We start from the raw sequence: 22,136 nt of genomic DNA on the forward strand, positions 1-22,136 counted from the left end.
TTGAGACTGGCGCCGTTCCGCGAGTCCGGCTATTGCTCCGCAAAGAGGAGCAAAACCAACGATGGCCCATCCGATTCAGGAAGTTCTGCAAGCCTTTTCCCAAGGTGAGATCGTCGTCGTCACCGATGACGACGACCGCGAAGGCGAGGGCGATCTGATCGTCGCGGCGTCGTTCTGCACCGCCGAGAAGATGGCCTTCATCATCCGCCACACCTCCGGCATCGTCTGCGCGCCGATCACCGTGGAAGACGCCCGCCGGCTGCGGCTCGATCCGATGGTGTCGAACAATGATTCCAATCACACCACCGCCTTCACGGTGTCGATCGACTACAAGCCCGACAACGGCACCGGCATCTCCGCCGACGAACGCGCCTCGTGCTGCCGGGCGCTGGCCAATCCGAACGCCGGCGCCAATGATTTCGCCCGCCCCGGCCACATCTTCCCGCTGATCGCCCGTGAGGGCGGCGTGCTGCTGCGCTCCGGCCATACCGAGGCCGCGGTCGATCTGTGCAAGCTCGCAGGGCTCCCCGCGGTCGGCGTCATTTCGGAATTGATGAACGACGACGGCACCGTGATGAAGGGCGAGCAGGTCGTCAAATTCGCCGCCTTGCACAACATCAAGCACGTCACCATCGCCGACCTGATCGCGCATCGCCAGGCCCGCGAAAAGCTGATCGAGCGGGTCTCCAGCTTCACCATGGAGACCCCGATCGGACCGATGCAGGGCTACGCCTATCGCTCGCCGTTCGAGTCCATCGCGCATATCGCGCTGATCTATAAGGGCATCGGCGACGGCAAGAACGTGCTGACCCGGTTCCACAAGCCGAACATCCTGAAAGAGATGTTCTCCGGGCCGCGGCGGATGCAGGCGGTGCTGGATCATTTCAAGGCGAACGGCTCCGGCGTATTGGTCTATCTGCGCGACGGCGCCGCCGGCGTCCCGGTGGAGCCGATCGACGAGCCGCAATCCGCGGAGGCCGACCGCCACAAGCAATGGCGCGAGATCGGCGTCGGCGCGCAGATCCTGCGCGATCTCGGCGTCTCCTCGATCCGCCACCTGACGTCGTCGCAGCACGACTACAAGGGGCTGTCGGGCTTCGGCATCGAGATCGTCTCCAACGAGCGGCTTGAAGGCTAGTTCTTGAGCAACTAACCTGCCGCTGCCGCATTTCCTCTTCGGGAGCGTCGCCTTGTGAAAGGAATTTCGATGAGCGTCCGTCCGCAGTCCAAGGACAAGCCGGCTCCGGTGAATTTCCAGTGGGACGATCCGTTCCTGCTGGAAGACCAGCTCACCGAAGACGAGCGCATGATCCGCGACACCGCGCGCGCCTACGCGCAGGACAAGCTGTTGCCGCGCGTCGCTTCGGCCTATCTCGAAGAGCGCACCGATCGCGAGATATTCCACGAGATGGGAGAACTCGGACTGATCGGCATCACGCTGCCGGAAGACTACGGCTGCGCCAATGCCAGCTACGTGGCTTATGGGCTGGTGGCGCGCGAAATCGAGCGGGTGGATTCCGGCTATCGCTCGATGAATAGCGTGCAGTCGTCGCTGGTGATGCATCCGATCTACGCCTATGGCGACGAGAACCAGCGCAAGAAATATCTGCCCAAGCTCGCCTCCGGCGAGTGGGTCGGCTGCTTCGGCTTGACCGAGCCCGACGCCGGCTCCGATCCCGGCGGCATGAAGACCCGCGCCGAGAAGGTGTCCGACGGCTACCGGCTGACCGGCACCAAGATGTGGATTTCCAACGCGCCGATCGCCGACGTGTTCGTGGTGTGGGCGAAGTCGCCCGAGCACAACAACCAGATCCGCGGCTTCATCTTAGAGAAGGGCATGAAGGGGCTGTCGGCGCCGAAGATCGGCGGCAAGCTGTCGTTGCGCGCCTCGATCACCGGCGAGATCGTGATGGACGGCGTGGTGGTGGGCGAGGAGGCGCTGCTGCCGAATGTGGCTGGCCTCAAAGGCCCGTTCGGCTGCCTCAACCGCGCCCGCTACGGCATTTCCTGGGGGGTGATGGGCGCCGCCGAGGACTGCATGGCGCGCGCCCGGCAATACACGCTCGACCGCAAGCAGTTCAACCGGCCGCTGGCGGCGACGCAACTGGTGCAGAAGAAGCTCGCCGACATGCAGACCGAGATCGCGCTCGGGCTGCAAGGCTCGCTCCGCGTCGGCCGGTTGATGGACGAAGGCAAGATGGCGCCGGAGATGATCTCGATCGTCAAGCGCAACAATTGCGGCAAGGCGCTCGACATCGCCCGGATGGCGCGCGACATGCACGGCGGCAACGGCATCCAGATCGAGTACCACGTGATGCGCCACGCCCAGAACCTCGAGACGGTGAACACCTACGAGGGCACCCACGACGTCCACGCGCTGATCCTCGGCCGCGCCATCACCGGGATCCAGGCGTTCAGCTGACGCGCGTGTCCCGGACGCGATGCCGCGCTCGCGCGGCGTCGCAGAGCCGGGACCGTTACGGAGAATTGCTTGGCCGTTTCAAGGTCGTCATTCCGGGATGCATCCCGGTCCGCGAAGCCGGGCCGGGGGCAGGCCCGGAATCCATACTCCCCGCGGTGGTTATGGATTCCGGGCTCGCTCGCCAACTGGCTCGCGCCCCGGAATGACGAACTTGGTTGTGGTTTAACGCGTGAGACAGGCCCCCGCATGAGCGACAATGACGACGTCCCGTTCAACCGCGACTTTGCGCTGAAGCCCGGCGTGGTCGAGGAGGTGCGGCCGGGGCTGCGCCGAATCCTGTGCAACAATCCCTCGCCGTTCACCTTCACCGGCACGGTGAGCTACATCGTCGGCCGCGGGCGCGTCGCGATCATCGATCCCGGCCCGGACAATGAGGCGCATGCGCAGGCGCTGCTCGACGCGGTGCGCGGCGAGACCGTCAGCCACATCGTCGTCACCCACACCCACAAGGACCATTCGCCGAACACCCCGCGCTTGAAAATGGCGACCGGCGCCACGGTCTACGCCGAAGGCGCGCACCGCGCCTCGCGGCCGTATTACGACAGCGAATCCATTTCCACGGAGTCCGGCGCCGACCGCGACTTTTGCCCCGACGTGATGCTGCGCGATGGCGACGTGGTCGAAGGCGACGGCTGGACGCTGGAGACGGTGGCGACGCCGGGCCACACCGCCAATCACCTGGCGTTCGCCTGGCGCGAACAGAATGCCAGCTTCGTCGGCGATCACGTGATGGGCTGGTCGACCTCGATCGTGGCGCCGCCGGACGGCGCGATGCCGGACTACATGGCCTCGCTGCACAAGCTCGCGGCGCGCCCCGAGCAGATGTATTTCTCCGGCCACGGCGAGGCGATCCCGCAAGGCCCGCGCTACGTCCGCTTCCTGATCCGGCATCGCCAGGCCCGCGAGCAATCCATCCTGCATCGGCTGCACAAGGGCGAGGCCGATATCCCGACGCTGGTGCGCGCGATCTATATCGGCATCGACCCGCGGCTCGCCGGCGCCGCCGGCTATTCGGTGCTGGCGCATCTGGAAGACCTGGTCGATCGCGGCGTGGTCGCCACCGACGGCGATCCGTTGATCGGTGGCAGCTATCGGATGGCGAGGCCGTAGCGTCGCAGCGCCAAGCTGTTGCGTGGAGATGTGAGCGGCGGGAGCGAGTAGGGGGGAAGACGCGTTGGTTCGGATCGACGCGCCCAACCAACAACAAGCCGTCATCCCGGGGCACGAGCAGCGATAGCTGCGAGTGAACCCGGGATCCAGTAATCACTGCCCTGGAATACTGGATTCCGGGTTCGCTCGGCCTGCGGCCTCGCGCCCCGGAATGACGGCAGTGTTCGTGTTTGACGCTTGGTTGAAGCCACGATTGCGGCAGTCATGCCGCCTCGCGCCCTCGCTACTTCTTCCCCTTCACCACGCCCGTTGCGGGCGCCGGCTTCTTCGCCAAGGCGGCGTTGTCGGCGGCGGTGTTGATGTCGGCGATCAGCTTGCTGATGCGCGCTGCGTTGCTGCCGAGGTCGCTTTCGAAATAGCGCGACGAGGAGCGGATATCGACCCGCGCGCCGTCGCCGTCCGGCAGCACCCGGATCGCGACGTCCTCGCGAAACCCCATGATCAGCGTGCGCGCCACCGCCTCGATCTTGCCTTCGCGGCGCGGCGGCTGCGGCGCGCGGGCGTCGACGATCCGCCATTTGCGCTTGGTGACCAGTTCCAGCGTGAGGTCGTAGGCCTTCTGCACCGGCACATCGAGCTGCACGGTTTCGATCTCCGGCCAGGCGGCGCGCTGCTGCTCGGCGGAATACAGTCCGGCATAGACCGCGGTGTTGGCGCCGTCGCCGAGCCGGAGCCGCGCCAAAGCCTCGAATTTCGGCGGGTCGATCGAATCGGTGGTGATGTCGTGGATCGGCGGCAATTTACGATATTGCAGCCCGAGATAGGCCGGGTAGGCGAGGATCGCCACGTCGATCGCCAGCGCCAGCAGGATCGCGCTCATGCCGCGCGAGCCGTTCTGCCAGATCGCCACGAAGCCGGCGAGCGCCACCAGGATCGACAGCCCGGCGATGCCGAGCGCTGCGAAAAATGCCGCCAGCGCCGGCTTCACTTCGAGAAAGCCGAATCGCACGATGCCGATCGAGGTCAGCGTCGCGACCGCGGAAAACACCGCCAGCCGCCGCGCCCACAGCGCGAGGTTGGACACCGGCTCCGTTTGATACGGCGCGGAAAACCTGCGGGCCATGGGCGGAATGTCTGCCGGTTGGGAGGCGCGGCCGCCGAGCACCGACCGCCGTGAACCCGTTTGAGACCATGCTCGGAGGCGAAATTCAAGCCTCGAATTCGCACCGCGGCTTCTTCACCTCTCCCGTTTTGTCTCGAGGAGAGGTGAAGCAAGGTCCCTTCACGCCGCGGCGGTCGGCAGTTTGTAGTTGGAGAACTGATCGCGCAGCGCGGTCTTCAGGATCTTGCCGGTGGCGGTGTGCGGGATCGCCTCGATGAAGATCACGTCGTCGGGCATCCACCATTTGGCGATCTTGCCGTCCATGTAGTGCAGGATCTCGTCGCGGGTCGCGGTCTCGTCCGGCTTGAGCTGGCAGATCAGCAGCGGCCGCTCGTCCCACTTCGGATGATAGACGCCGATCACCGCGGCCTCCGCCACCTTGGGATGGCCGACCGCGAGGTTTTCCAGATCGATCGAGGAGATCCACTCGCCGCCCGACTTGATCACGTCCTTGGAGCGGTCGGTGATCCGCATGTAGCCGTAGCCGTCGATAGTGGCGACGTCGCCGGTGTCGAAAAAGCCCTCCTTGTCGAGGATCTCGTCCTTGACCCGGAAATACGCCGCCGACACCGCAGGCCCGCTGACCTTGAGCCGGCCGAAGGTCTTGCCGTCCCAGGGCTGCGCGTGGCCGGCGTCGTCGGTGATCTTCATCTCGACCATGAACGGCGGATAGCCCTGGGTCTGCAGGATGTCGAGCTTCTGTTCGGCGTCGAGCGAGGTGAATTGCGGCTGCAGCGAGCACACCGTGCCGAGCGGGCTCATCTCGGTCATGCCCCAGGCGTGGCGCGGCTCGATCCCCATGTCGGAGAACGCCTTGATCATCGCCCGCGGCATCGCCGAGCCGCCGCACACCACGGTCTTGAGATGCGGCAGCTTGAGCTTGGTCTTCTCCATGTATTGCAGCAGCATCAGCCACACCGTCGGCACGCCTGCGGTGTGGGTGACCTTCTCGGTGTCGAGCAGCTCGTAGACCGAGGCGCCGTCGAGCTTCGGCCCCGGCAGCACCAGCTTGGTGCCCATCGACGGCGCCGAGAATGCGATGCCCCAGCTGTTGGCGTGGAACAGCGGCACCACCGGCAGCATTGTGTCCTTGGCGGTGGTGCCGAGCGCGTCGCCGTTATTGGCCATCAAGGCGTGCAGCACGTTGGAGCGATGCGAATACAGAACGCCCTTCGGATCGCCGGTGGTGCCCGAGGTGTAGCACATCGCCGCGGCGGTGTTCTCGTCGAACCGCAGCCACTTGAAGTCGCCGTCGGCTTCGGCGATCCAATCCTCGTAACACACCGCATCCTTCAGCGTGGTCTGCGGCATGTGGGCTTTGTCGGTCAGGATGATGTAGCGCTCGACGCTCGGCAATTGCGCGGCGATCTTTTCCAGCACCGGCACGAAGCTGAGGTCGGTCATGATCACGCGGTCTTCGGCGTGATTGACGATCCAGGCGATCTGATCGGGAAACAACCGGGGGTTGACGGTGTGGCAGATCGCGCCGATACCCATGATCCCGTACCAAGCTTCCAGATGTCGCCAGGTGTTCCAGGCGATGGTGGCGACGCGGTCGCCGAGCTTGATGCCGTCGCGGTCGAGCCGCTGCGCGACTTTCAGCGCGCGCTGCCGTATTTCGGCGTAATTGGTGCGGTGAATGGGACCCTCGACCGACCGTGTGACCATCTCGCGCTCACCGTGGATCATCGCCGCATGGTCGATGATCCGATGACACAGCAAAGGCCAGTCTTGCATCAAGCCGCGCATCGAAACGTTCCTCCTTCTTGTTATTCCTTTCGGATTGGCAGCAACTTTAGCGCGGACAACGGCGTGAGCAAATGGGCTTGTCGGGCGAGGCGCCGCGGCGAAGCGTCCATGCTGACGCTGGCCGCAATGCTGGTGTTGTTATTTCCGGATGCCGGAATGGCGCGCGGCCAGGTGCCGTTGCCGAAGCCGCGCCCGGCGGAGGCGCCGGCCGCTGCCGCGCAGCCGTCCGCTGAGGAGGCCGAGCAACCAGCCGCGGAAGCCGCGGCGCCGCCGCCTCCACCCGCGGCAAAGCCGGCGCCGCAGCTCTCCGCTTGCCGGATGGCGTTGACCGAGCAGCTCGCGATCGCGCCGTCGATCCCCGACATCAAGGGCGCCGGCGGCTGCGGCGGCGAGGATCTGGTGCGGCTCGAAGCCGTGGTGCTGCCGGATCATAGCCGTGTCGCGGTGAAGCCGGCGGCGATCCTGCGCTGCGCGATGGCCAGCGAACTCACGCATTGGATTCGCGACGACATGGCGCCGCTGGCAGCAAAGCTCGGCAGCAAGCTCGCCGATCTGGACAATTTCGATTCGTTCGAATGCCGCGGCCGCAACCGGGTGGTCGGCGCCAAGCTCTCCGAACACGGCCGCGCCAATGCGATCGACGTCCGCGGCCTCAAGCTCGCCAACGGCGCGATGATCTCGCTGACCGACCGCGCCGCGTCGCGCGAGGTGCGCGAGACCGTGCTGGCGTCGGTGTGCACGCGCTTCACCACCGTGCTGGGACCTGGCTCGGACTGGTACCACGAGGACCACATCCACCTCGATCTGGCGCAGCGCCGCGGCGGCTATCGGATCTGTCAGTGGAATGTCTGGGATCCGTTGCCGGTGGTGGCGCCGCTGTTGCCGGCGGAACGGCCGGAGGAGGCGCCGCCGCGCGTGGTGGCGGCCAAGGCCGAGCAGGGCGCAGAGCCGCCGGCCGCGGCGCAGCAGCAGGAGGCGCAGCCGGCAGAGGCCGAGCAGCAGCCCGACGCTCAGCCGCAAGCCGCCGAACAGCCGAAGCCCGCCGGCCAGCCAACAAAAAAGCGCCGGGAGCACCGGCGCTTTTGAATTCAACAGGCGTGCGGGCGAGGGCCCGCCGCTTCGGGTGCTGGATCAGAACGATCCGTTGCTGTTGCTGCCCTGCAGCGCCAGCTTGGAATTCACCGGCGAATCGCCGTGCTTCGGCTCCAGCACCACCACCACGGCGCCGGGCTTCACCCGGCTGTAGAGGTCGATCACGTCTTCATTGGTCAACCGGATGCAACCGGAAGAGATCGACGCGCCGATATATTCCGGCTGGTTGGTGCCGTGAATCCGGAACAGGGTGTCCTTGCCGCCGGAGTAGAGATACAGCGCGCGCGAGCCCATCGGATTGTCCGGGCCGGGGGCGACGAATTTCGGCACGCCGAGCCGGGAGATCTCGCTCTGCGTCGGGTGCCAGGCCGGCCACTCCGCCATGTTGCCGATCTTGGCGATGCCGGACCACGCCATCGCTTCCTCGCCCACCGTGATGCCATAGCGGATCGCCTTGCCGCCGTCCTGCACCAGATAGAGATAGTGATTGTCGGAATCGACCACGATCGAGCCCGGCGCTTCCTTGCGGTGATAATCGACGATGGCGCGGCGGAACGGCTCGGCGACCGGCGTCTTGACGTAGGACACCTTGGCCAGCAGCTCCTTGTCGCGCGGCTTGAAAATGTTCTGCGACGTCTCCTGATAGGTCGTCGTCTGCACGCAGCCGGAAAGCAACAGGCCAGCGGCCAGCAGTCCGAGTTTCGATCCCAAAGTCGCCATCTCTTTAATCCAATCGAATTCCGGCGCGCACACACGCCAAAAACCGGCCTTCGCGGCCACGATTCCATGTGCCCCGATTATCGCCGAAATCCCCCGTCATTCCAGCGCTTAGATGCCGCTCACCGTACGCGGCCCGTAAGCTGTGGCAATTTTGTCTCAAAAAACCGGGGCTGCGATGAATTAGCAGGCAGTTGTTGCGGCGCATGAGCCGGCGTTCACGCGTCTGTCATTACGGCTTGGCAACACCGGGGCAAGTCGGGCGTTGGCGGGCTTGCCAAATCCCGCGGAGTTGCGCACTGCAGGACCGCGTCCCGCCTCGACCTGCCCGTCCCCGTTCTCGGAGCTGCAATGATCGCGATCTTCTCCCCGTCCCAGTCTGCGTTGAAGAAATCCGCCGGCTCCGATCTGTCCGAATTGCCCGCGGACGCGGTCTGGATCGATCTGGAGAAGCCGACCCCGGAAGAGGACCGCGCGGTGGAGCGGCTCGCCGGGGTGGCGGTGCCGACCCGGGAAGACATGCAGGAGATCGAGATTTCCAGCCGGCTCTACACCGAGAACGGCGCCCGCTACATGACCGCGACGCTGGTCTGCGCCGCCGACACCAATTCGCCGCGGATCAGCCCGATCACCTTCATCCTCTCCAACCAGCGGCTGGTGACGGTGCGCTACGACGCGCCGAAGCCGTTCCTGCTGGTGGAGAACAAGCTGGCGCGCGGCGTCGCCCCCGGCACCAACGGCGCGATGGTGCTGTTGGAATTGCTCGACGCGGTGATCGACCGCTGCGCCGACATTCTGGAGCGGGTCGGCGCCGACATCGACCAGGTCAGCCGCGACATCTTCGAGCCCGACGCCTCGCTGCGCACCGGCCACGCCAAGCGCTATTCCGACATCCTGATCGCGATCGGCCGCAAGGGCGACCTGACCTCGAAGGTGCGGGAAAGCCTGGTGTCGATCGGCCGGCTCGTCACCTACGTCACCGCCGAGACCGAGGACATCAAATGGTCGAAGGAGATGCGCGCGCAGCTGAAAACCATGCAGCGCGACGTCGGCTCCTTGAGCGACCACGCCTCCTATCTGTCGAACAAGATCACCTTCGTGCTCGACGCCATGCTGGGCGTGGTCAATCTCGAGCAGAACAACATCATCAAGCTGTTCTCGGTGATGGCCGTGGTGTTGATGCCGCCGACCCTGATCGCCTCGATCTACGGCATGAATTTCCGGCTGATGCCGGAATTGCAATGGCAGCACGGCTACCCGATGGCGCTCGGCATGATGCTGTGCGCCGCGGTGGTGCCGTATCTGCTGTTCAAGTGGAAGAAGTGGTTGTGAGGGGGCGCGCCTCGTCGACCGCAAATTCCGCTGGACGCCGCGCCGTTGTGGCGCTGGAATGACGGCTGAGAGCACTGCAACCAGCGGAGGCGTTCGATGGGAATCGTGGTCTCGGACGACAAGCTCGCCGGGCGCATGTCGGTCGCCGAATTCCGGGCGTTTCAGGACCGGCGCCCCGATCACGAGCGGTGGGAACTGATTTCTGGTGTTCCAATGATGATGACGCCAGCGACGATCGCGCATAATCGGATCGCCAGCAATCTCGAATGGCTATTGAACAACGCACTCGGTCGGTTCGATCGGTCGCGGCTTGCCACCCAGCGGCCCGGCATCGAACTCGGCTCGCTTGCCTTTCGCCCGGAGCCCGATGTCGGCGTGATCGACGCCGACTACGCCGCCGGTCAGCGCTTCGTCGAGCGTTGCTATCTGTTGGCCGAGATCGTTTCGGCGACCGACGAGTTGCCGGTGCCCGGCAGCGGCGGCCGCTGGATCGACGTCAAGCGCGAGATCTATCTGGCGCATCCGCCCTGCGAGGCGGTGCTGATCGTCGAGCAGGATCGCATCGAGGTTGCGGTCGATATCAGGTCGAACGACGGCTGGACCTCCGCACGGCTCAGCGGCCCCGAAGCCGAATTGCGACTGCCGGCGTTCGGGCTAAGTTGCGCGCTCGCCGCGCTTTACGACGGCACGCCGCTGATGCCGCGGAGCGCGTAGGGTGGGAGCTTGTAGGGTGGGAGCTTGTAGGGTGGGTTAGCGCGCAGCGCGTAACCCACCGAGCAGACCGTGGCGTGTGCGGCGGTGGGTTACGGCGCAACAGCGCCTAACCCACCCTACGGGCTACGGCATGAATTTCCGGCTGATGCCGGAATTGCAATGGCAGCACGGCTATCCGATGGCGCTTCGGCATGATGCTGTGCGCCGCGGTGGTGCCGTATCTGCTGTTCAAGTGGAAGAAGTGGTTGTGAGGGGGCGATTCAGCAAGCGTAGCCCGGATGGAGCGAAGCGAAATCCGGGACAAAATATCGGGCGGCCTCTTGGCAAGATATCACACCGATACAACTGCGGCGGAGAGACCATGTCCCCGGATTTCGCTGCGCTTCATCCGGGCTACAGCGCTACAGCGCCGACCCATTGACAGTTCCCCAATCCTGATTATATTCCTAGTCGTCCTGTCCGTGAGGGGCGCTTCTCGAGGGCGCTTTTGAAGCGGGACAGAGCGAGCGGCGGGGCGACCCGCCAAATACTCGCTGCCGAGAGGGAGGCAACTCCCACGCGGTCGACGCGGCGTCCCGCGCTGGTGCCTCGCAAGCATCACCCGGGAGGCCCCAGGTCACCGTCCGGGCCCACTAGGAGGCTCTGCCACTTGCTGGTTGGCTGGACGCGGGACAGGTGAAGGCGGGGAAAGCCCGCTGGATCAGTGGTGCGGAGTGCATCGCGCCTGTCCCCGGAAGCACGGTCCCGGGGCCATAAATCGCCGCAGGTGGCGCGCCGCAAGGCGACGCGGTTGGCTTCTCGCCGTTCGCAGCGGCCGGGAAACAACCGCGAAACAACCACCCCCGCGCCATGCGGCGCGCCTCCCCCCTCATTGCGTCGAGGGGGGCACTTCGCAAAGCTCGGGCGCTCCGCGTCGCGAGATCGCGAGCGGCTATCCGGGGTTCATCGTGGCTGTTTGAAACATCCAAGCCGAGATCATGAAGCGCAATGCCGCGCTCCGCTCCCTGCGGTCATCGCCCGGCTTGACCGGGCGACCCAGTATTCCAGAGCGTCGATCGGGCTGCATGCAGCCGCAAGCGCTCTGGAATACTGGATCCCCGCTTTCGCGGGGATGACACCTATATCTGGAGGCGCGGGAGTGCACTGACGGCCGATCTCCGACAAGAGTCCAGCACCGCCTGCGCTGCGGCAGCAGCAAGTTCGCGGCCGCAAACCCGCGCCGCAGCTGCCCAGCTACTCCGCCGCCTTTTTCGCCAGCTCCGCCTTCGGCCGGCCGAAGTCGGCGGCTGCGGCGTCCTGGCCGATGTCGACGATGCCGCGGCGGATGGTGCGGGTGCGGGCGAAGTGCTCGTACAAGGCGTCGCCGTCGCCGCGGCGGATCGCGCGGGTCAGTTTCGACAGATCCTCCTGGAATTCGCCGAGCATCTCCAGCACCGCGTCCTTGTTGTTCAGGAACACGTCGCGCCACATCGTCGGATCGGACGCCGCGATGCGGGTGAAATCGCGAAAGCCGCCGGCGGAAAACTTCAGCACCTCCGAGCGCGTCACCCCTTCGAGCTCCTCGGCGGTGCCTACGATTGTGTAGGCGATCAGATGCGGCAGATGGCTGGTCACCGCCAGCACCAGATCGTGGTGTTCGGCGGCCATCACCTCGACATTGGCGCCGAGCGCGCTCCAGAACGCCGCCAGCTTCTCCACTGCCTTGGGATCGGCGCCTTCGGGCGGCGTCAGGATGCACCAGCGGTTGATGAACAGTTCGGCGAAGCCGGAATCCGGGCCGGAATTCTCGGTGCCGGCGACCGGATGCGCCGGGATCAGATGCACGCCGGCCGGCAGATGTTCGGCCATCGCGTGCAGCACCGCGGCCTTCACCGAGCCGACGTCGGAGACGATCGCGCCGGGTGCCAGATGCGGCGCGATCTCCTTGGCGACCTCGGCGGAGGCGCCGACCGGAATGCACAGGATGACGAGGTCGGCGTCCTTCACCGCCTCGGCATTGCTCTCGAACACCTGATCGACGATGCCGAGTTCGGCGACCCGCGCGCGGGTCTCAGCCGAACGCGCGGTGGCGACGATCTCGGAGGCCAGACCCTGCGCCCGCGCGCCGCGCGCGATCGAGCCGCCGATCAGCCCGAAGCCGATCAGCGCCAGCCGTTTGAAGGGCGCCGTGGCGATCATTTCTGCGCCATGAAGTCGGCGACCGCGTCGACCACCAAGCGGTTGGCCTCCTCGGTGCCGATGGTCATGCGCAGCGCATCCGGCAGGCCGTAATTGTTCAGCGCGCGCAGCACCAGCCCGCGCTTGGTCAGGAACGCGTCGGCATCGGCCGCGGTCTTGCCCTTCCTCGTCGGGAAATGGATCAGCACGAAGTTGCAGACGCTCGGCGTCACGGTGAGGCCGAGCTTGGTGAATTCCTCGGTCAGCCAGCCGCGCCATTGTTCGGTGAAGCTGCGCGACATCTCGACATGCGCGGTGTCCTCGATCGCCGCGACCGCGGCGAGCTGCGCCGGGACCGAGGTGTTGAACGGGCCGCGGATCCGGTTCATCGCGTCGACGATGGCGGCGGGACCGAACATCCAGCCGATGCGCAGCGCGGCGAGGCCGTGGATCTTGGAAAAGGTCCTCGTCACGACGGTGTTGTCGGTGGTCGAGACCAGCTCGATGCCGCTCTCGTAGTCGTTCTTCGAGACGTAGTCCGCATAGGCGCCGTCGAGCACCAGGATGACGTGCTCGGGCAGGTTCGCGCGGAGCCGCTTCACCTCGTCGAACGGCACGTAGGTGCCGGTCGGGTTGTTCGGGTTGGCGAGCCACACCAGCTTGGTGTTCGGCGACACCTTGGCGAGGATGGCGTCGACGTCGCAGGTGAAGTCCTTCTCTTCGGCGATCACCAGCTTGGCGCCGTTCGCCATGGTGGCGATCGGATAGACCAGAAAGCCGTAGGTGGTGGCGATCGCCTCGTCACCGGGCGACAGATAAGTGTGCGCCAACAGGTTGAGGATCTCGTCGGAGCCGGCGCCGCAGATGATGCGGTCGGGATCGAGCCCGTAGGCGCGGCCGATCGCTTCGCGCAGCACCCGCGAGGTGCCTTCCGGATAATCCTCGAGATGATCCGCCGCGCCCTTGTACGCCGCGATCGCGTGCGGCGAGGGGCCGAACGGGGTCTCGTTGGCGGACAGCTTGAACACCTTGCGGCCGGGTTCGGCGACCGGGCTCTTGCCGGGGGTGTAGGGCGCAATATCGAGAATGCCGGGATTCGGCACGGGGCGGGACATCGTCAAACTCCAGATGATGACGCGGGATCAGGTTTTCGGCGCGCCGGTCGGGGGCACCATATAGCGGGTTGCATGGCTGCCGACGAGGGCCGAGGAGCGCAGCGAGGCGCCGGCCTCGACCAGCGCCGCCTTGACGGCCTCGAGGCTGGTCGCCGCGGTGATCGAGATCAGCAGCGCGGCGCCGTCGAACGCGGTATCCGGCACTGCGACGATCTCGGCCAAGGGCGACAGCGCCCGGGCGATCTCGGCATTCCAGCCGGACACCCGCACGCTCCACATCTCGACCTCGGTGACCATGGCGCTGTCGGCGACGCGCGACACCACGAACACCGGCAAGGCGGCGGGATGGTCGGCGCGCTCGATGAACGGCAGCCTTGCGATGATCTTCGGCGCGCCCGCGGTTTCCAGCGCGACCCACCACGGCGTGCGGCTCGAGGTCGCCGACACCAGCGCCAGATCGCCCTTCGAGCGCGACACCCCGTCGACCGCGGCCTGCGCGGAAAAATGCGGCACGAACGGCACGGTGAAGCCGAAATGGAATCGCGCGGAATCCCGCATCGCGGATTCGCCGAGCGAGAGATCGGCATGCACCGAGAACGGCGCCTGCACATAGGTGAAGGTCGCGATGATCACCCGCCAGATGCTTTCCACGGTATCGAGCGGCAGGATGCCGTGATGGCGCTGCACCAGCCGGCGCATCATGTCGGCCTCGCGCGCCGGGCGGAACGCGGAGCCGACCTCCTGGGTCTGCTTTACCGAGATCAGCCGGTCGATGATGTCGGCGCGCTGCATCAAGAGGTTGTGGACCTGCTCGTCGATCGAATCGATTTCGCGGCGCAGATTCGCCAGCGACGGCGGCGAGGGAGGCAAAGTGGACATTGTTGAAGACCTTCGAGGGACGCGAGAGGCGCTCCCGCCAAGCCATCCCGGTTCGGTCACGGCCGACCGCCGGGCAAGAGGCATTGCTTAAGAAAGAGCGGCCGCGAAAGCAAAGAAAAGCTTAAGGCTTTGGCTGCCACACAGGAGACCGGCCATTCCGCGGCGGCGCTTGACGAAAGACCCCTGTGGGATTAATGTCTTAGCTCGTCGTGGTCATTTGAGCCGGCCGGCTTGCAGCCACGTTAAACAACTCGCTAAACAGGCCGGGGACAGTTTGATCCCGGCCGAACATTGTTCAGGCCGGTTTTTTTGTGCCCGATCGATGTTGCTGGGAACCGTGAGGAGACCGGTCTCAAGATGGTGAAGGTTCAGTCGGTCCATAGCCAGGCGATCCACGCCGAGGAGCGCGCCCACGAGGCGGACCATCCGTCGTCGCAAGTGGCGCGGTTCGGCGCCGAGCAGCCGTTGCGGCTGGATTGCGGCGTCGACCTGGCGCCGTTCCAGATCGCCTACCAGACTTATGGCGAGCTCAACGCCGACAAATCCAACGCCATCCTGGTCTGCCACGCGCTGACCGGCGACCAGCACGTCGCCAATATCCACCCGGTGACCGGCAAGCCCGGCTGGTGGCAGACCCTGGTCGGCCCCGGCAAGCCGCTCGACCCCGAGCGGTTCTTCATTATCTGTTCCAACGTGATCGGCAGCTGCATGGGCTCGACCGGCCCGTCCTCGACCAACCCGGCGACCGGCAAGCCGTGGGGGCTGGATTTCCCGATCATCACCATTCCGGACATGGTCCGGGCGCAGGCGATGCTGATCGACCGGCTCGGCATCGACCGGCTGTTCTGCGTGGTCGGCGGCTCGATGGGCGGCATGCAGACGCTGCAATGGACCGTGGCCTATCCGAAGCGGGTGGCCTCGGCGCTGGCGATCGCCTGCTCGACGCGGCATTCGGCGCAGAACATCGCCTTCCACGAGCTCGGCCGCCAGGCCGTGATGGCCGATCCGGACTGGCGCCACGGCCGCTATTACGAGGAGGGCACCTACCCCCACCGCGGCCTCGGCGTGGCGCGGATGGCCGCGCACATCACCTATCTCTCCGACGCCGCCTTGCACCGCAAGTTCGGCCGCAGGATGCAGGACCGCGAGCTGCCGACGTTTTCGTTCGACGCCGACTTCCAGGTCGAAAGCTATCTGCGCTATCAGGGCTCGTCCTTCGTCGAGCGGTTCGACGCCAACAGCTATCTGTATCTGACCCGGGCGATGGACTATTTCGACATCGCCGCCGACCATAACGGCGTGCTGGCGGAGGCGTTTCGCGACACCGCGACGCGGTTCTGCGTGGTGTCGTTCACCTCGGACTGGCTGTTTCCGACCTCGGAATCCCGCAACGTGGTGCACGCGCTGAACGCCGGCGGCGCGCGGGTGTCGTTCGCCGAGATCGAGACCGATCGCGGCCACGACGCCTTCCTGCTCGACGTGCCGGAATTCGTCGATATCGCGCGCGCCTTTTTGCAATCGGCCGGCGTGGCGCACGGTCTCGTCGCGAAAGGCAAGTGACATGTCGGCTCAGGAATCACTGCCTTTCATCGCGCCGGAACCGCATCCGCTGAAGTGCTACCGTGCCGACCACGTGCTGGTCGCCGAGATGGTCGAGCCCGGTTCCAAGGTGCTCGACGTCGGCTGCGGCGAGGGCGACCTGTTGCAGCTGTTGGAAACCCGCGGCATCGACGGCCGCGGCATCGAATTGTCGCGCGAGGGCGTCAACCGCTGCGTCTCCCGCGGGCTCGCCGTGGTGCAGGGCGACGCCGACACCGACCTCGTCAACTATCCGAACGACGCCTTCGACTACGTGATCCTGTCGCAGACGCTGCAGGCGACGCGGCAGCCGCGCGTCGTGCTGGAAAACCTGCTGCGGATCGGGCGGCGCGCCATCGTGTCGTTTCCGAATTTCGGCTATCTCAACATGCGGCTGCAGCTGTTGATCCACGGCCAGATGCCGCGCACCGAGAATCTGCCGGCGACCTGGTACGACACCCCGAACATCCACTTCTGCACCATCAAGGATTTCGTGCTGCTGTGCGACGAGATCAACGTCAAGATGGAGCGCGCGGTGGCGCTCGATCAGCACGGCCGCCCGCTGCGGCTGAACGCGCCGTGGTGGTTCTGGAACCTGTTCGGCGAGCAGGGGGTGTTCTTGCTGAGCCGCGCGGAGAAGACCAAATAGGCAGTCGAACCGCGATGCCGTGTCCCGGACGCGGTCCTGCGTCGTTGCCCTACATACTCCAAGTTAGTCGCAGCGCCTCTGCAACGGCGGCGCGCTCCCTCTCCCCGCAAGCGGGGAGAGGTGAAGGCCGCTCCGCTACGCCCTCACCGAACGCGGATCGCGCGGGCCCCAACGGCCGGCTTCGGCCAGCGCCAGGAATTTTTCCAGCGCCGCGTTGAACAGCGCGGGCTCTTCCAAGTTCAGCACGTGGCCTGACCTCGGAAACATCGCAAGCCCTGACGTCGCGATCTGCTGTTTCAAAAACAGGCTCGCGTCGATGCAGGCATCGTCCTCGTCGCCGACCATGATCAGCGTCGGCAGCGTCAGTTTGGCGATCGCCTCTTTGAACTCCGAGAGCGGCGGCCGCGCGCCCTGAAAATTGCGCATGGTACGCGCCGAGCCGTTGGCGTCGTGTTCGCCGAGCGCGTCGTGGAAGTCGCGGAAGCCGCGCGGATCTTTTACCAAGAACGGAATCCGGCCGGGCGTCAGGCCTGCGAGCTTGGTGATTTCCGAAGCGCCGCCGCGTTCGAACTCATCGGCCTCGGCGCGGCATCGCGCGCGATAAGCCTCGAGCCGCTCGGCCTCGAAGCCGGAGCCGATCCCGGCCAGCGTCAATGATAGTACGCGCGACGGCACTTGCAGCGCGACCTGCAGCGCCGAATAGGCGCCCATCGACAGTCCGACGAAATGCGCGGCGGCAATCCGCAACTGATCGAGCATCGCGATCGCGTCGTCGCGGACATGTTGGAAGTCGTAATCGGCGTCGCTATCCGGCACGTGCGACGGCGTATAGCCGCGAGCGGAGTAGGTGATGCAGCGATGGCCCCGGGAAAAATAGCGCATTTGCGGTTCCCAGCTCGCATAGTCGCCGGCGAATTCATGCAGGAACAGGATCGGCGTGCCGTCGCCGGCTTCTTCGTAATACAGCTGCACATGGTCCTTGGTGGTAGCAAAAGGCATCGCGATTCCCTTGGCGTAATGGCGCGATGATGCGCGCACACGTTGAAACATAGCAATTTCGCGCCAGCGGCGCAGCCCTTGGTTAACCCGATTTGTCGTTCGCGTTGCGCAGGATAGCGGTGTCAATGGCCGGACGGTCACGAAATGATTAGCCCGCGGGTCTTGATCTCGCCACATCCCGAAATGCATTAGGCGCCCTCGTTGTCCGGCCCGGTTGGCCGGATGGAATTGGGGGTGTTGATGAGGACATCTGGTATGGTTGAGTTTCGTGCGTTTCGTCGTTGCTTTGGTTTTTCTGCAATCGCTCTGCTGATCACGGTGATCACCGCCTTCGCGACGCCGGCTTCGGCCCGCTCGCATCACGGCGCCGCCCGGCACGCTCACGGGCATCACGCCCATCACGCCGCGCAGCGGCCTCATCATTTCAATCGGCATCACGGCGCGCGACGTTACGGCCGCCATCATCGCCGCGCGGCAGCTATGCCGGCCGCGGCGCAGCCGCAGTTCGGCTTTGCCGAGAGCAACGCCGCAGCGACGCAGCCGAGCAGCGGCGGCGGCTTCGGCGTCTCCAATATCGTCGCCACCGCCCGCAGCTTCATCGGCAGCGGCAATCCGACCGGCCGCAGCAGCCTGTGGTGCGCGCGGTTCATGAACATGGTGCTGCAGCGCTCCGGCCATTCCGGCACCGGCTCGGACATGGCGCGCTCGTTCGCGCAGTACGGCCAACGGATTTCCGGCCCGCAGGTCGGCGCCATCGCGGTGATGTCGCGCGGCCGTCGCGGCGGCCATGTCGGCGTGGTCAGCGGCATCGACAGCAAAGGCAACCCGATCGTGGTATCGGGCAATCACGGCCACCGCGTCGCCGAGGCGACCTATTCGCGCAGCCGGGTCTACGCCTATGTGATGCCGGCGAGTTGATGAAGTGGCTGCTCTTGCAACGTGGAAGTTGATAAGAGCGGTGCGGCATCTTTCCCCTCGCCCCGCTTGCGGGGAGAGGGTGGCGAGACAAGCGCAGCTTGTCGCGCCGGGTGAGGGGGCGCCGCGTTCTGCCGAAGCGCCCCTCACCCGATCCGGCTTCGCTAACGCTGCGCCGGATCGACCTCTCCCCGCAAGCGGGGAGAGGTGAAGGCCGTGCCTGGACCGGCGGCCACTGAGGCTCGCCGCTGACGAAATTGTGAGGGAACCCCTTTCGCGGCCCGGAATCCCTTCCCACATTGGTGTCAAGCCGGCCGATCGCGCCGGCGAGCCCCGCCGCCGGCTGAGCAAATCAGCGCGGTCGGCACAACCCAATGAAGATGTCGTTCGCGTGCTTTCGGGGCGCAACGGCAGGCTGAGGGACATTCGAAAATGAACATTGAAAAATACACCGAACGGGTGCGCGGCTTCATTCAGTCGGCGCAATCTCTGGCGGTCCGAGAGGGCCACCAGCAGTTCTCGCCGCTGCACATTCTCAAAGTGCTGCTGGACGACAGTGAAGGCCTCGCCGGAGGCCTGATCGACCGCTCCGGCGGCAACTCCCGGGCGATCCTGCAGGCCACCGAGGACGCGCTCAACAAGATGCCGAAAGTGTCCGGTGCCGGCGCCGGCCAGGTCTATCTGGCCCCGGCCACCGCGCGGGCGTTCGAGACCGCCGAGCAGGCCGCCGAGAAGGCCGGCGACAGCTTCGTCACCGTGGAGCGGCTGCTGCTCGCGCTGGCGCTCGACAAGGATAGCGAGGCCGGCGCGCTGCTGAAGAAGGGCGGCGTCACCCCGCAGAACCTCAACGCCGCGATCAACGCGCTGCGCAAAGGCCGCACCGCGGATTCCGCGACCGCGGAAAACGCCTATGACGCGCTGAAGAAATACGCCCGGGATCTCACGCAAGCCGCGCGCGATGGCAAGCTCGACCCGGTGATCGGCCGCGACGAGGAAATCCGCCGGACGATTCAAGTTCTGTCGCGCCGCACCAAGAACAATCCGGTGCTGATCGGCGAGCCCGGCGTCGGCAAGACCGCGATCGTCGAAGGCCTGGCGCTGCGCATTCTCAACGGCGACGTGCCGGAAAGCCTGAAAGACAAGAAGCTGTTGTCGCTCGATCTGGGCTCCCTGATCGCGGGCGCGAAATATCGCGGCGAATTCGAGGAGCGGCTGAAGGCGGTGCTGGCCGAGGTCACCTCGGCCGAGGGCGGCATCATCCTGTTCATCGACGAGATGCACACGCTGATCGGCGCCGGCAAGGCCGACGGCGCGATGGACGCTTCGAACCTGTTGAAGCCGGCGCTGGCGCGCGGCGAGCTGCATTGCATCGGCGCCACCACGCTCGATGAATATCGCAAGCATGTGGAAAAGGACGCCGCCTTGGCGCGCCGGTTCCAGCCGATTTTCGTCTCCGAGCCGACGGTGGAAGACACCATCTCGATCCTGCGCGGCCTGAAGGACAAGTACGAGCAGCACCACGGCGTGCGTATCGCCGATTCCGCGCTGGTGGCGGCGACCACGCTGTCGAACCGCTACATCACCGACCGCTTCCTGCCCGACAAGGCGATCGACCTGATGGACGAGGCCGCGGCCCGGCTGAAGATGCAGGTCGATTCCAAGCCGGAAGAACTCGATTCGATGGACCGCGAGATCATCCGGCTGAAGATCGAGCAGGAGGCGTTGAAGAAGGAAACCGATCCCGGCTCGAAGAGCCGGCTGCAGACCTTGTCCGGCGAACTCGCCGAGCTCGAGGAGAAATCCGCGGCGCTCACCGCGCGCTGGAGTGCTGAGAAGAACAAGCTGTCGAACGCCCAGAAGCTCAAAAGCGAGCTCGACGGTCTGCGCATCGAATTGGCGGACGCGCAGCGCCGCGGCGAGTATCAGCGCGCCGGCGAACTGGCCTATGGGCGGATTCCGGAATTGGAGCGCAAGCTCGCCGAGATCGAAGCCAATGCCGGCAAGAGCGAGATGATGGAGGAGGCGGTCACCGCCAACCACATCGCGCAGGTAGTGTCGCGCTGGACCGGCGTGCCGGTCGAGAAGATGCTGGAGGGCGAAAAGGACAAGCTCTTACGGATGGAAGACTCGCTCGGCAAGCGGGTGGTCGGCCAGTTCGAAGCGGTGCACGCGGTGGCGACCGCGGTGCGGCGCTCGCGTGCCGGCTTGCAGGACCCGAACCGGCCGATGGGCTCGTTCATGTTTTTAGGCCCGACCGGCGTCGGCAAGACCGAACTGACCAAAGCGCTCGCCGAGTATCTGTTCGACGACGAGACCGCGATGGTCCGGCTCGACATGTCCGAATACATGGAGAAGCATTCGGTCTCCCGGCTGATCGGCGCGCCTCCGGGCTATGTCGGCTATGACGAGGGCGGCGCTTTGACCGAAGCGGTGCGGCGGCGGCCTTATCAGGTGGTGCTGTTCGACGAAATCGAAAAAGCCCATCCGGACGTGTTCAACGTGCTGCTGCAGGTGCTCGACGACGGCCGTCTCACCGATGGGCAGGGCCGCACCGTCGACTTCCGCAACACGCTGATCGTGATGACGTCGAATCTGGGCAGTGAATTCCTGGTCAACCAGCCGGAGGGCGAGGACACCGAGGTGGTGCGCGAGCCGGTGATGGCGATGGTGCGGGCGCATTTCCGCCCCGAATTCCTCAACCGGGTCGATGAGATCATCCTGTTCCACCGCTTGCAGAAGAGCGAGATGGGGCGGATCGTCGAGATCCAGTTCACCAGGCTCGCCAAGCTGCTGGAGGAGCGCAAGATCGTGCTCGAGCTCGATGCCGCGGCGCGCGATTGGCTGGCCGAAAAGGGTTGGGATCCGGCCTACGGCGCGCGGCCGTTGAAGCGGGTGATCCAGCGCCACGTGCAGGATCCGCTGGCCGAGATGATCTTGGCCGGCGACGTCAAGGACGGCGACCACGTGGTGATCGCGACGGAAGGCGGCGTCTTGACCTTCAACGGCAGGCCGCCGCACACCGCCGACATCGCGCCGTTCGCGCGGCCGCTGTCGAAACGGATGCTGAACTAAGCGGCTTGGCGCAAACTCGCGCGGCTCTGCAGCCTCGCGCCGGTGCATGGCTTCCCCACCCCAACCCTCCCCCGCAAGCGGGTCGCAAGCGGGGAGGGAGCGCGCTGCCGATGGCGAACGGTTTTTGGTCAATCGAAGCGATTTTCAATCGAGCGATTGCGTCGCGGTCTGCAATCGACGCCGTGCGTGGCGGTTTTCAACCAAAGCGTCGCGTCGGGGTGATCGAAGCCAACGCGGCGCCTGTTGAATTTATCTTGCCCTGAAATTGTATCCGCAGCGCGCGCCGCAGTGGAAACCGGCTCCCTCTCCCGCTTGCGGGCAGGGGAATCGCATGTGGGAATTTGTAAGCTGTTGCGAAGCGGAGGGAAATTGATTCTGAAGGAGGCTCCCGATTCGGATGGAGCAGCCGATGGA

At 65.6% G+C, this 22,136-nt stretch carries 18 protein-coding genes, 1 pseudogene and 1 riboswitch; of the genes and pseudogenes, 11 read left to right on the plus strand and 8 right to left on the minus strand.

The features are described from left to right. The first annotated feature begins 61 nt into the window (after window positions 1–61). From ribB to HNR60_RS07775, 3 genes are all read left to right on the plus strand, one after another. Window positions 62–1,138 (plus strand): 3,4-dihydroxy-2-butanone-4-phosphate synthase, encoded by a 1,077-nt coding sequence (ribB, locus tag HNR60_RS07765; protein ID WP_184256072.1) that lies wholly within the window; start codon window positions 62–64, stop codon window positions 1,136–1,138. 69 nt (window positions 1,139–1,207) lie between these two features. After that, on the plus strand, window positions 1,208–2,422 hold the full coding sequence (locus HNR60_RS07770) for an acyl-CoA dehydrogenase (protein WP_184256075.1): 1,215 nt from the start codon (window positions 1,208–1,210) through the stop codon (window positions 2,420–2,422). 246 nt (window positions 2,423–2,668) lie between these two features. Beyond that, window positions 2,669–3,592, plus strand: a complete 924-nt coding sequence (locus tag HNR60_RS07775) for an MBL fold metallo-hydrolase (RefSeq protein WP_184256077.1) — start codon at window positions 2,669–2,671, stop codon at window positions 3,590–3,592. Between the two features lie 283 nt (window positions 3,593–3,875). Here the strand turns inward: HNR60_RS07775 and HNR60_RS07780 are convergent, their stop codons facing one another. Next, a complete protein-coding gene (locus tag HNR60_RS07780; RefSeq protein ID WP_184256079.1) occupies window positions 3,876–4,715 on the minus strand; it encodes a DUF1499 domain-containing protein in 840 nt (279 codons plus the stop codon). Window positions 4,716–4,874: 159 nt separating this feature from the next. Then, window positions 4,875–6,503 (minus strand): fatty-acid--CoA ligase, encoded by a 1,629-nt coding sequence (locus HNR60_RS07785; RefSeq protein WP_184256081.1) that lies wholly within the window; start codon window positions 6,501–6,503, stop codon window positions 4,875–4,877. 108 nt (window positions 6,504–6,611) lie between these two features. Here HNR60_RS07785 and HNR60_RS07790 point away from each other — a divergent pair, with 108 nt between their 5' ends. Beyond that, entirely contained in the window at window positions 6,612–7,589 is a 978-nt protein-coding gene (locus HNR60_RS07790) for an extensin family protein (protein ID WP_184256083.1), read from the plus strand. A gap of 45 nt (window positions 7,590–7,634) precedes the next feature. Here HNR60_RS07790 and HNR60_RS07795 read toward each other — a convergent pair whose 3' ends face one another. Beyond that, window positions 7,635–8,315 (minus strand): L,D-transpeptidase, encoded by a 681-nt coding sequence (locus tag HNR60_RS07795; protein ID WP_184256085.1) that lies wholly within the window; start codon window positions 8,313–8,315, stop codon window positions 7,635–7,637. 348 nt (window positions 8,316–8,663) lie between these two features. Here HNR60_RS07795 and HNR60_RS07800 point away from each other — a divergent pair, with 348 nt between their 5' ends. From HNR60_RS07800 to HNR60_RS07810, 3 genes and pseudogenes are all read left to right on the plus strand, one after another. Next, on the plus strand, window positions 8,664–9,644 hold the full coding sequence (locus HNR60_RS07800) for a magnesium transporter CorA family protein (RefSeq protein ID WP_184256087.1): 981 nt from the start codon (window positions 8,664–8,666) through the stop codon (window positions 9,642–9,644). A 96-nt stretch (window positions 9,645–9,740) separates the two neighbouring features. Then, the gene (locus HNR60_RS07805) at window positions 9,741–10,358 is read left to right on the plus strand and encodes a Uma2 family endonuclease (protein WP_184256089.1); all 618 of its coding nucleotides are present in this window, start codon (window positions 9,741–9,743) and stop codon (window positions 10,356–10,358) included. 124 nt (window positions 10,359–10,482) lie between these two features. Beyond that, window positions 10,483–10,609, plus strand: a pseudogene (locus HNR60_RS07810) (CorA family divalent cation transporter); the annotation flags it as partial. 982 nt (window positions 10,610–11,591) lie between these two features. Here the strand turns inward: HNR60_RS07810 and HNR60_RS07815 are convergent. From HNR60_RS07815 to HNR60_RS07825, 3 genes are read right to left on the minus strand one after another with little or no spacing between them, the layout of a single operon-like run. Beyond that, on the minus strand, window positions 11,592–12,536 hold the full coding sequence (locus tag HNR60_RS07815; RefSeq protein WP_184256091.1) for a prephenate/arogenate dehydrogenase family protein: 945 nt from the start codon (window positions 12,534–12,536) through the stop codon (window positions 11,592–11,594). After that, window positions 12,533–13,630 (minus strand): histidinol-phosphate transaminase, encoded by a 1,098-nt coding sequence (gene hisC, locus HNR60_RS07820; RefSeq protein ID WP_184256093.1) that lies wholly within the window; start codon window positions 13,628–13,630, stop codon window positions 12,533–12,535. Before hisC ends, HNR60_RS07815 begins: the two co-directional genes overlap by 4 nt. A 27-nt stretch (window positions 13,631–13,657) precedes the next feature. After that, window positions 13,658–14,509, minus strand: coding sequence for a chorismate mutase (locus HNR60_RS07825; protein ID WP_184256095.1), 852 nt, complete (start codon window positions 14,507–14,509; stop codon window positions 13,658–13,660). A gap of 199 nt (window positions 14,510–14,708) precedes the next feature. Next, a riboswitch (SAM riboswitch) is annotated at window positions 14,709–14,788 on the plus strand. Window positions 14,789–14,866: 78 nt separating this feature from the next. Between HNR60_RS07825 and metX the strand changes: the two genes are divergently transcribed. Both metX and metW read left to right on the plus strand, forming a co-directional pair. Further along, window positions 14,867–16,069, plus strand: coding sequence for a homoserine O-acetyltransferase MetX (gene metX / locus HNR60_RS07830; protein ID WP_184256097.1), 1,203 nt, complete (start codon window positions 14,867–14,869; stop codon window positions 16,067–16,069). A 1-nt stretch (window position 16,070) separates the two neighbouring features. After that, window positions 16,071–16,736: a methionine biosynthesis protein MetW gene (gene metW / locus HNR60_RS07835; RefSeq protein WP_184256098.1), complete on the plus strand. Its 666-nt coding sequence runs from the start codon at window positions 16,071–16,073 to the stop codon at window positions 16,734–16,736. 135 nt (window positions 16,737–16,871) lie between these two features. Here the strand turns inward: metW and HNR60_RS07840 are convergent, their stop codons facing one another. Beyond that, window positions 16,872–18,095, minus strand: a complete 1,224-nt coding sequence (locus HNR60_RS07840; RefSeq protein WP_347339320.1) for an alpha/beta fold hydrolase — start codon at window positions 18,093–18,095, stop codon at window positions 16,872–16,874. On the opposite strand from HNR60_RS07840, the gene HNR60_RS07845 reads away from it, so the two are divergent. Both HNR60_RS07845 and clpB read left to right on the plus strand, forming a co-directional pair. Beyond that, window positions 17,991–18,653, plus strand: a complete 663-nt coding sequence (locus HNR60_RS07845) for a TIGR02594 family protein (protein WP_430694889.1) — start codon at window positions 17,991–17,993, stop codon at window positions 18,651–18,653. The two genes, HNR60_RS07840 and HNR60_RS07845, sit on opposite strands and share 105 nt — an antisense overlap. A 429-nt stretch (window positions 18,654–19,082) precedes the next feature. Further along, a complete protein-coding gene (gene clpB / locus HNR60_RS07850) occupies window positions 19,083–21,722 on the plus strand; it encodes an ATP-dependent chaperone ClpB (protein ID WP_184256103.1) in 2,640 nt (879 codons plus the stop codon). Window positions 21,723–21,850: 128 nt separating this feature from the next. Here clpB and HNR60_RS23960 read toward each other — a convergent pair. Next, window positions 21,851–22,136: hypothetical protein (locus tag HNR60_RS23960; protein WP_210313349.1), on the minus strand; the 286-nt coding region annotated here is incomplete at its 5' end.

The organism is Rhodopseudomonas rhenobacensis, assembly GCF_014203125.1.
Taxonomy (GTDB): domain Bacteria; phylum Pseudomonadota; class Alphaproteobacteria; order Rhizobiales; family Xanthobacteraceae; genus Rhodopseudomonas_A; species Rhodopseudomonas_A rhenobacensis.

Excerpts from the sequence above, each read along its gene's own strand:
- ribB (WP_184256072.1), top strand. The coding sequence starts at position 62 with ATGGCCCATCCGATTCAGGAAGTTCTGCAAGCCTTTTCCCAAGGTGAG.
- HNR60_RS07770 (WP_184256075.1), top strand. The coding sequence starts at position 1,208 with ATGAGCGTCCGTCCGCAGTCCAAGGACAAGCCGGCTCCGGTGAATTTC.
- HNR60_RS07775 (WP_184256077.1), top strand. The coding sequence starts at position 2,669 with ATGAGCGACAATGACGACGTCCCGTTCAACCGCGACTTTGCGCTGAAG.
- HNR60_RS07780 (WP_184256079.1), bottom strand. The coding sequence starts at position 4,715 with ATGGCCCGCAGGTTTTCCGCGCCGTATCAAACGGAGCCGGTGTCCAAC.
- HNR60_RS07785 (WP_184256081.1), bottom strand. The coding sequence starts at position 6,503 with ATGCGCGGCTTGATGCAAGACTGGCCTTTGCTGTGTCATCGGATCATC.
- HNR60_RS07790 (WP_184256083.1), top strand. The coding sequence starts at position 6,612 with ATGCTGACGCTGGCCGCAATGCTGGTGTTGTTATTTCCGGATGCCGGA.
- HNR60_RS07795 (WP_184256085.1), bottom strand. The coding sequence starts at position 8,315 with ATGGCGACTTTGGGATCGAAACTCGGACTGCTGGCCGCTGGCCTGTTG.
- HNR60_RS07800 (WP_184256087.1), top strand. The coding sequence starts at position 8,664 with ATGATCGCGATCTTCTCCCCGTCCCAGTCTGCGTTGAAGAAATCCGCC.
- HNR60_RS07805 (WP_184256089.1), top strand. The coding sequence starts at position 9,741 with ATGGGAATCGTGGTCTCGGACGACAAGCTCGCCGGGCGCATGTCGGTC.
- HNR60_RS07815 (WP_184256091.1), bottom strand. The coding sequence starts at position 12,536 with ATGATCGCCACGGCGCCCTTCAAACGGCTGGCGCTGATCGGCTTCGGG.
- hisC (WP_184256093.1), bottom strand. The coding sequence starts at position 13,630 with ATGTCCCGCCCCGTGCCGAATCCCGGCATTCTCGATATTGCGCCCTAC.
- HNR60_RS07825 (WP_184256095.1), bottom strand. The coding sequence starts at position 14,509 with ATGTCCACTTTGCCTCCCTCGCCGCCGTCGCTGGCGAATCTGCGCCGC.
- metX (WP_184256097.1), top strand. The coding sequence starts at position 14,867 with ATGGTGAAGGTTCAGTCGGTCCATAGCCAGGCGATCCACGCCGAGGAG.
- metW (WP_184256098.1), top strand. The coding sequence starts at position 16,071 with ATGTCGGCTCAGGAATCACTGCCTTTCATCGCGCCGGAACCGCATCCG.
- HNR60_RS07845 (WP_430694889.1), top strand. The coding sequence starts at position 17,991 with ATGGTTGAGTTTCGTGCGTTTCGTCGTTGCTTTGGTTTTTCTGCAATC.
- HNR60_RS07840 (WP_347339320.1), bottom strand. The coding sequence starts at position 18,095 with ATGCGAGCGGGCCGAAGCCGGCGTCGCGAAGGCGGTGATCACCGTGAT.
- clpB (WP_184256103.1), top strand. The coding sequence starts at position 19,083 with ATGAACATTGAAAAATACACCGAACGGGTGCGCGGCTTCATTCAGTCG.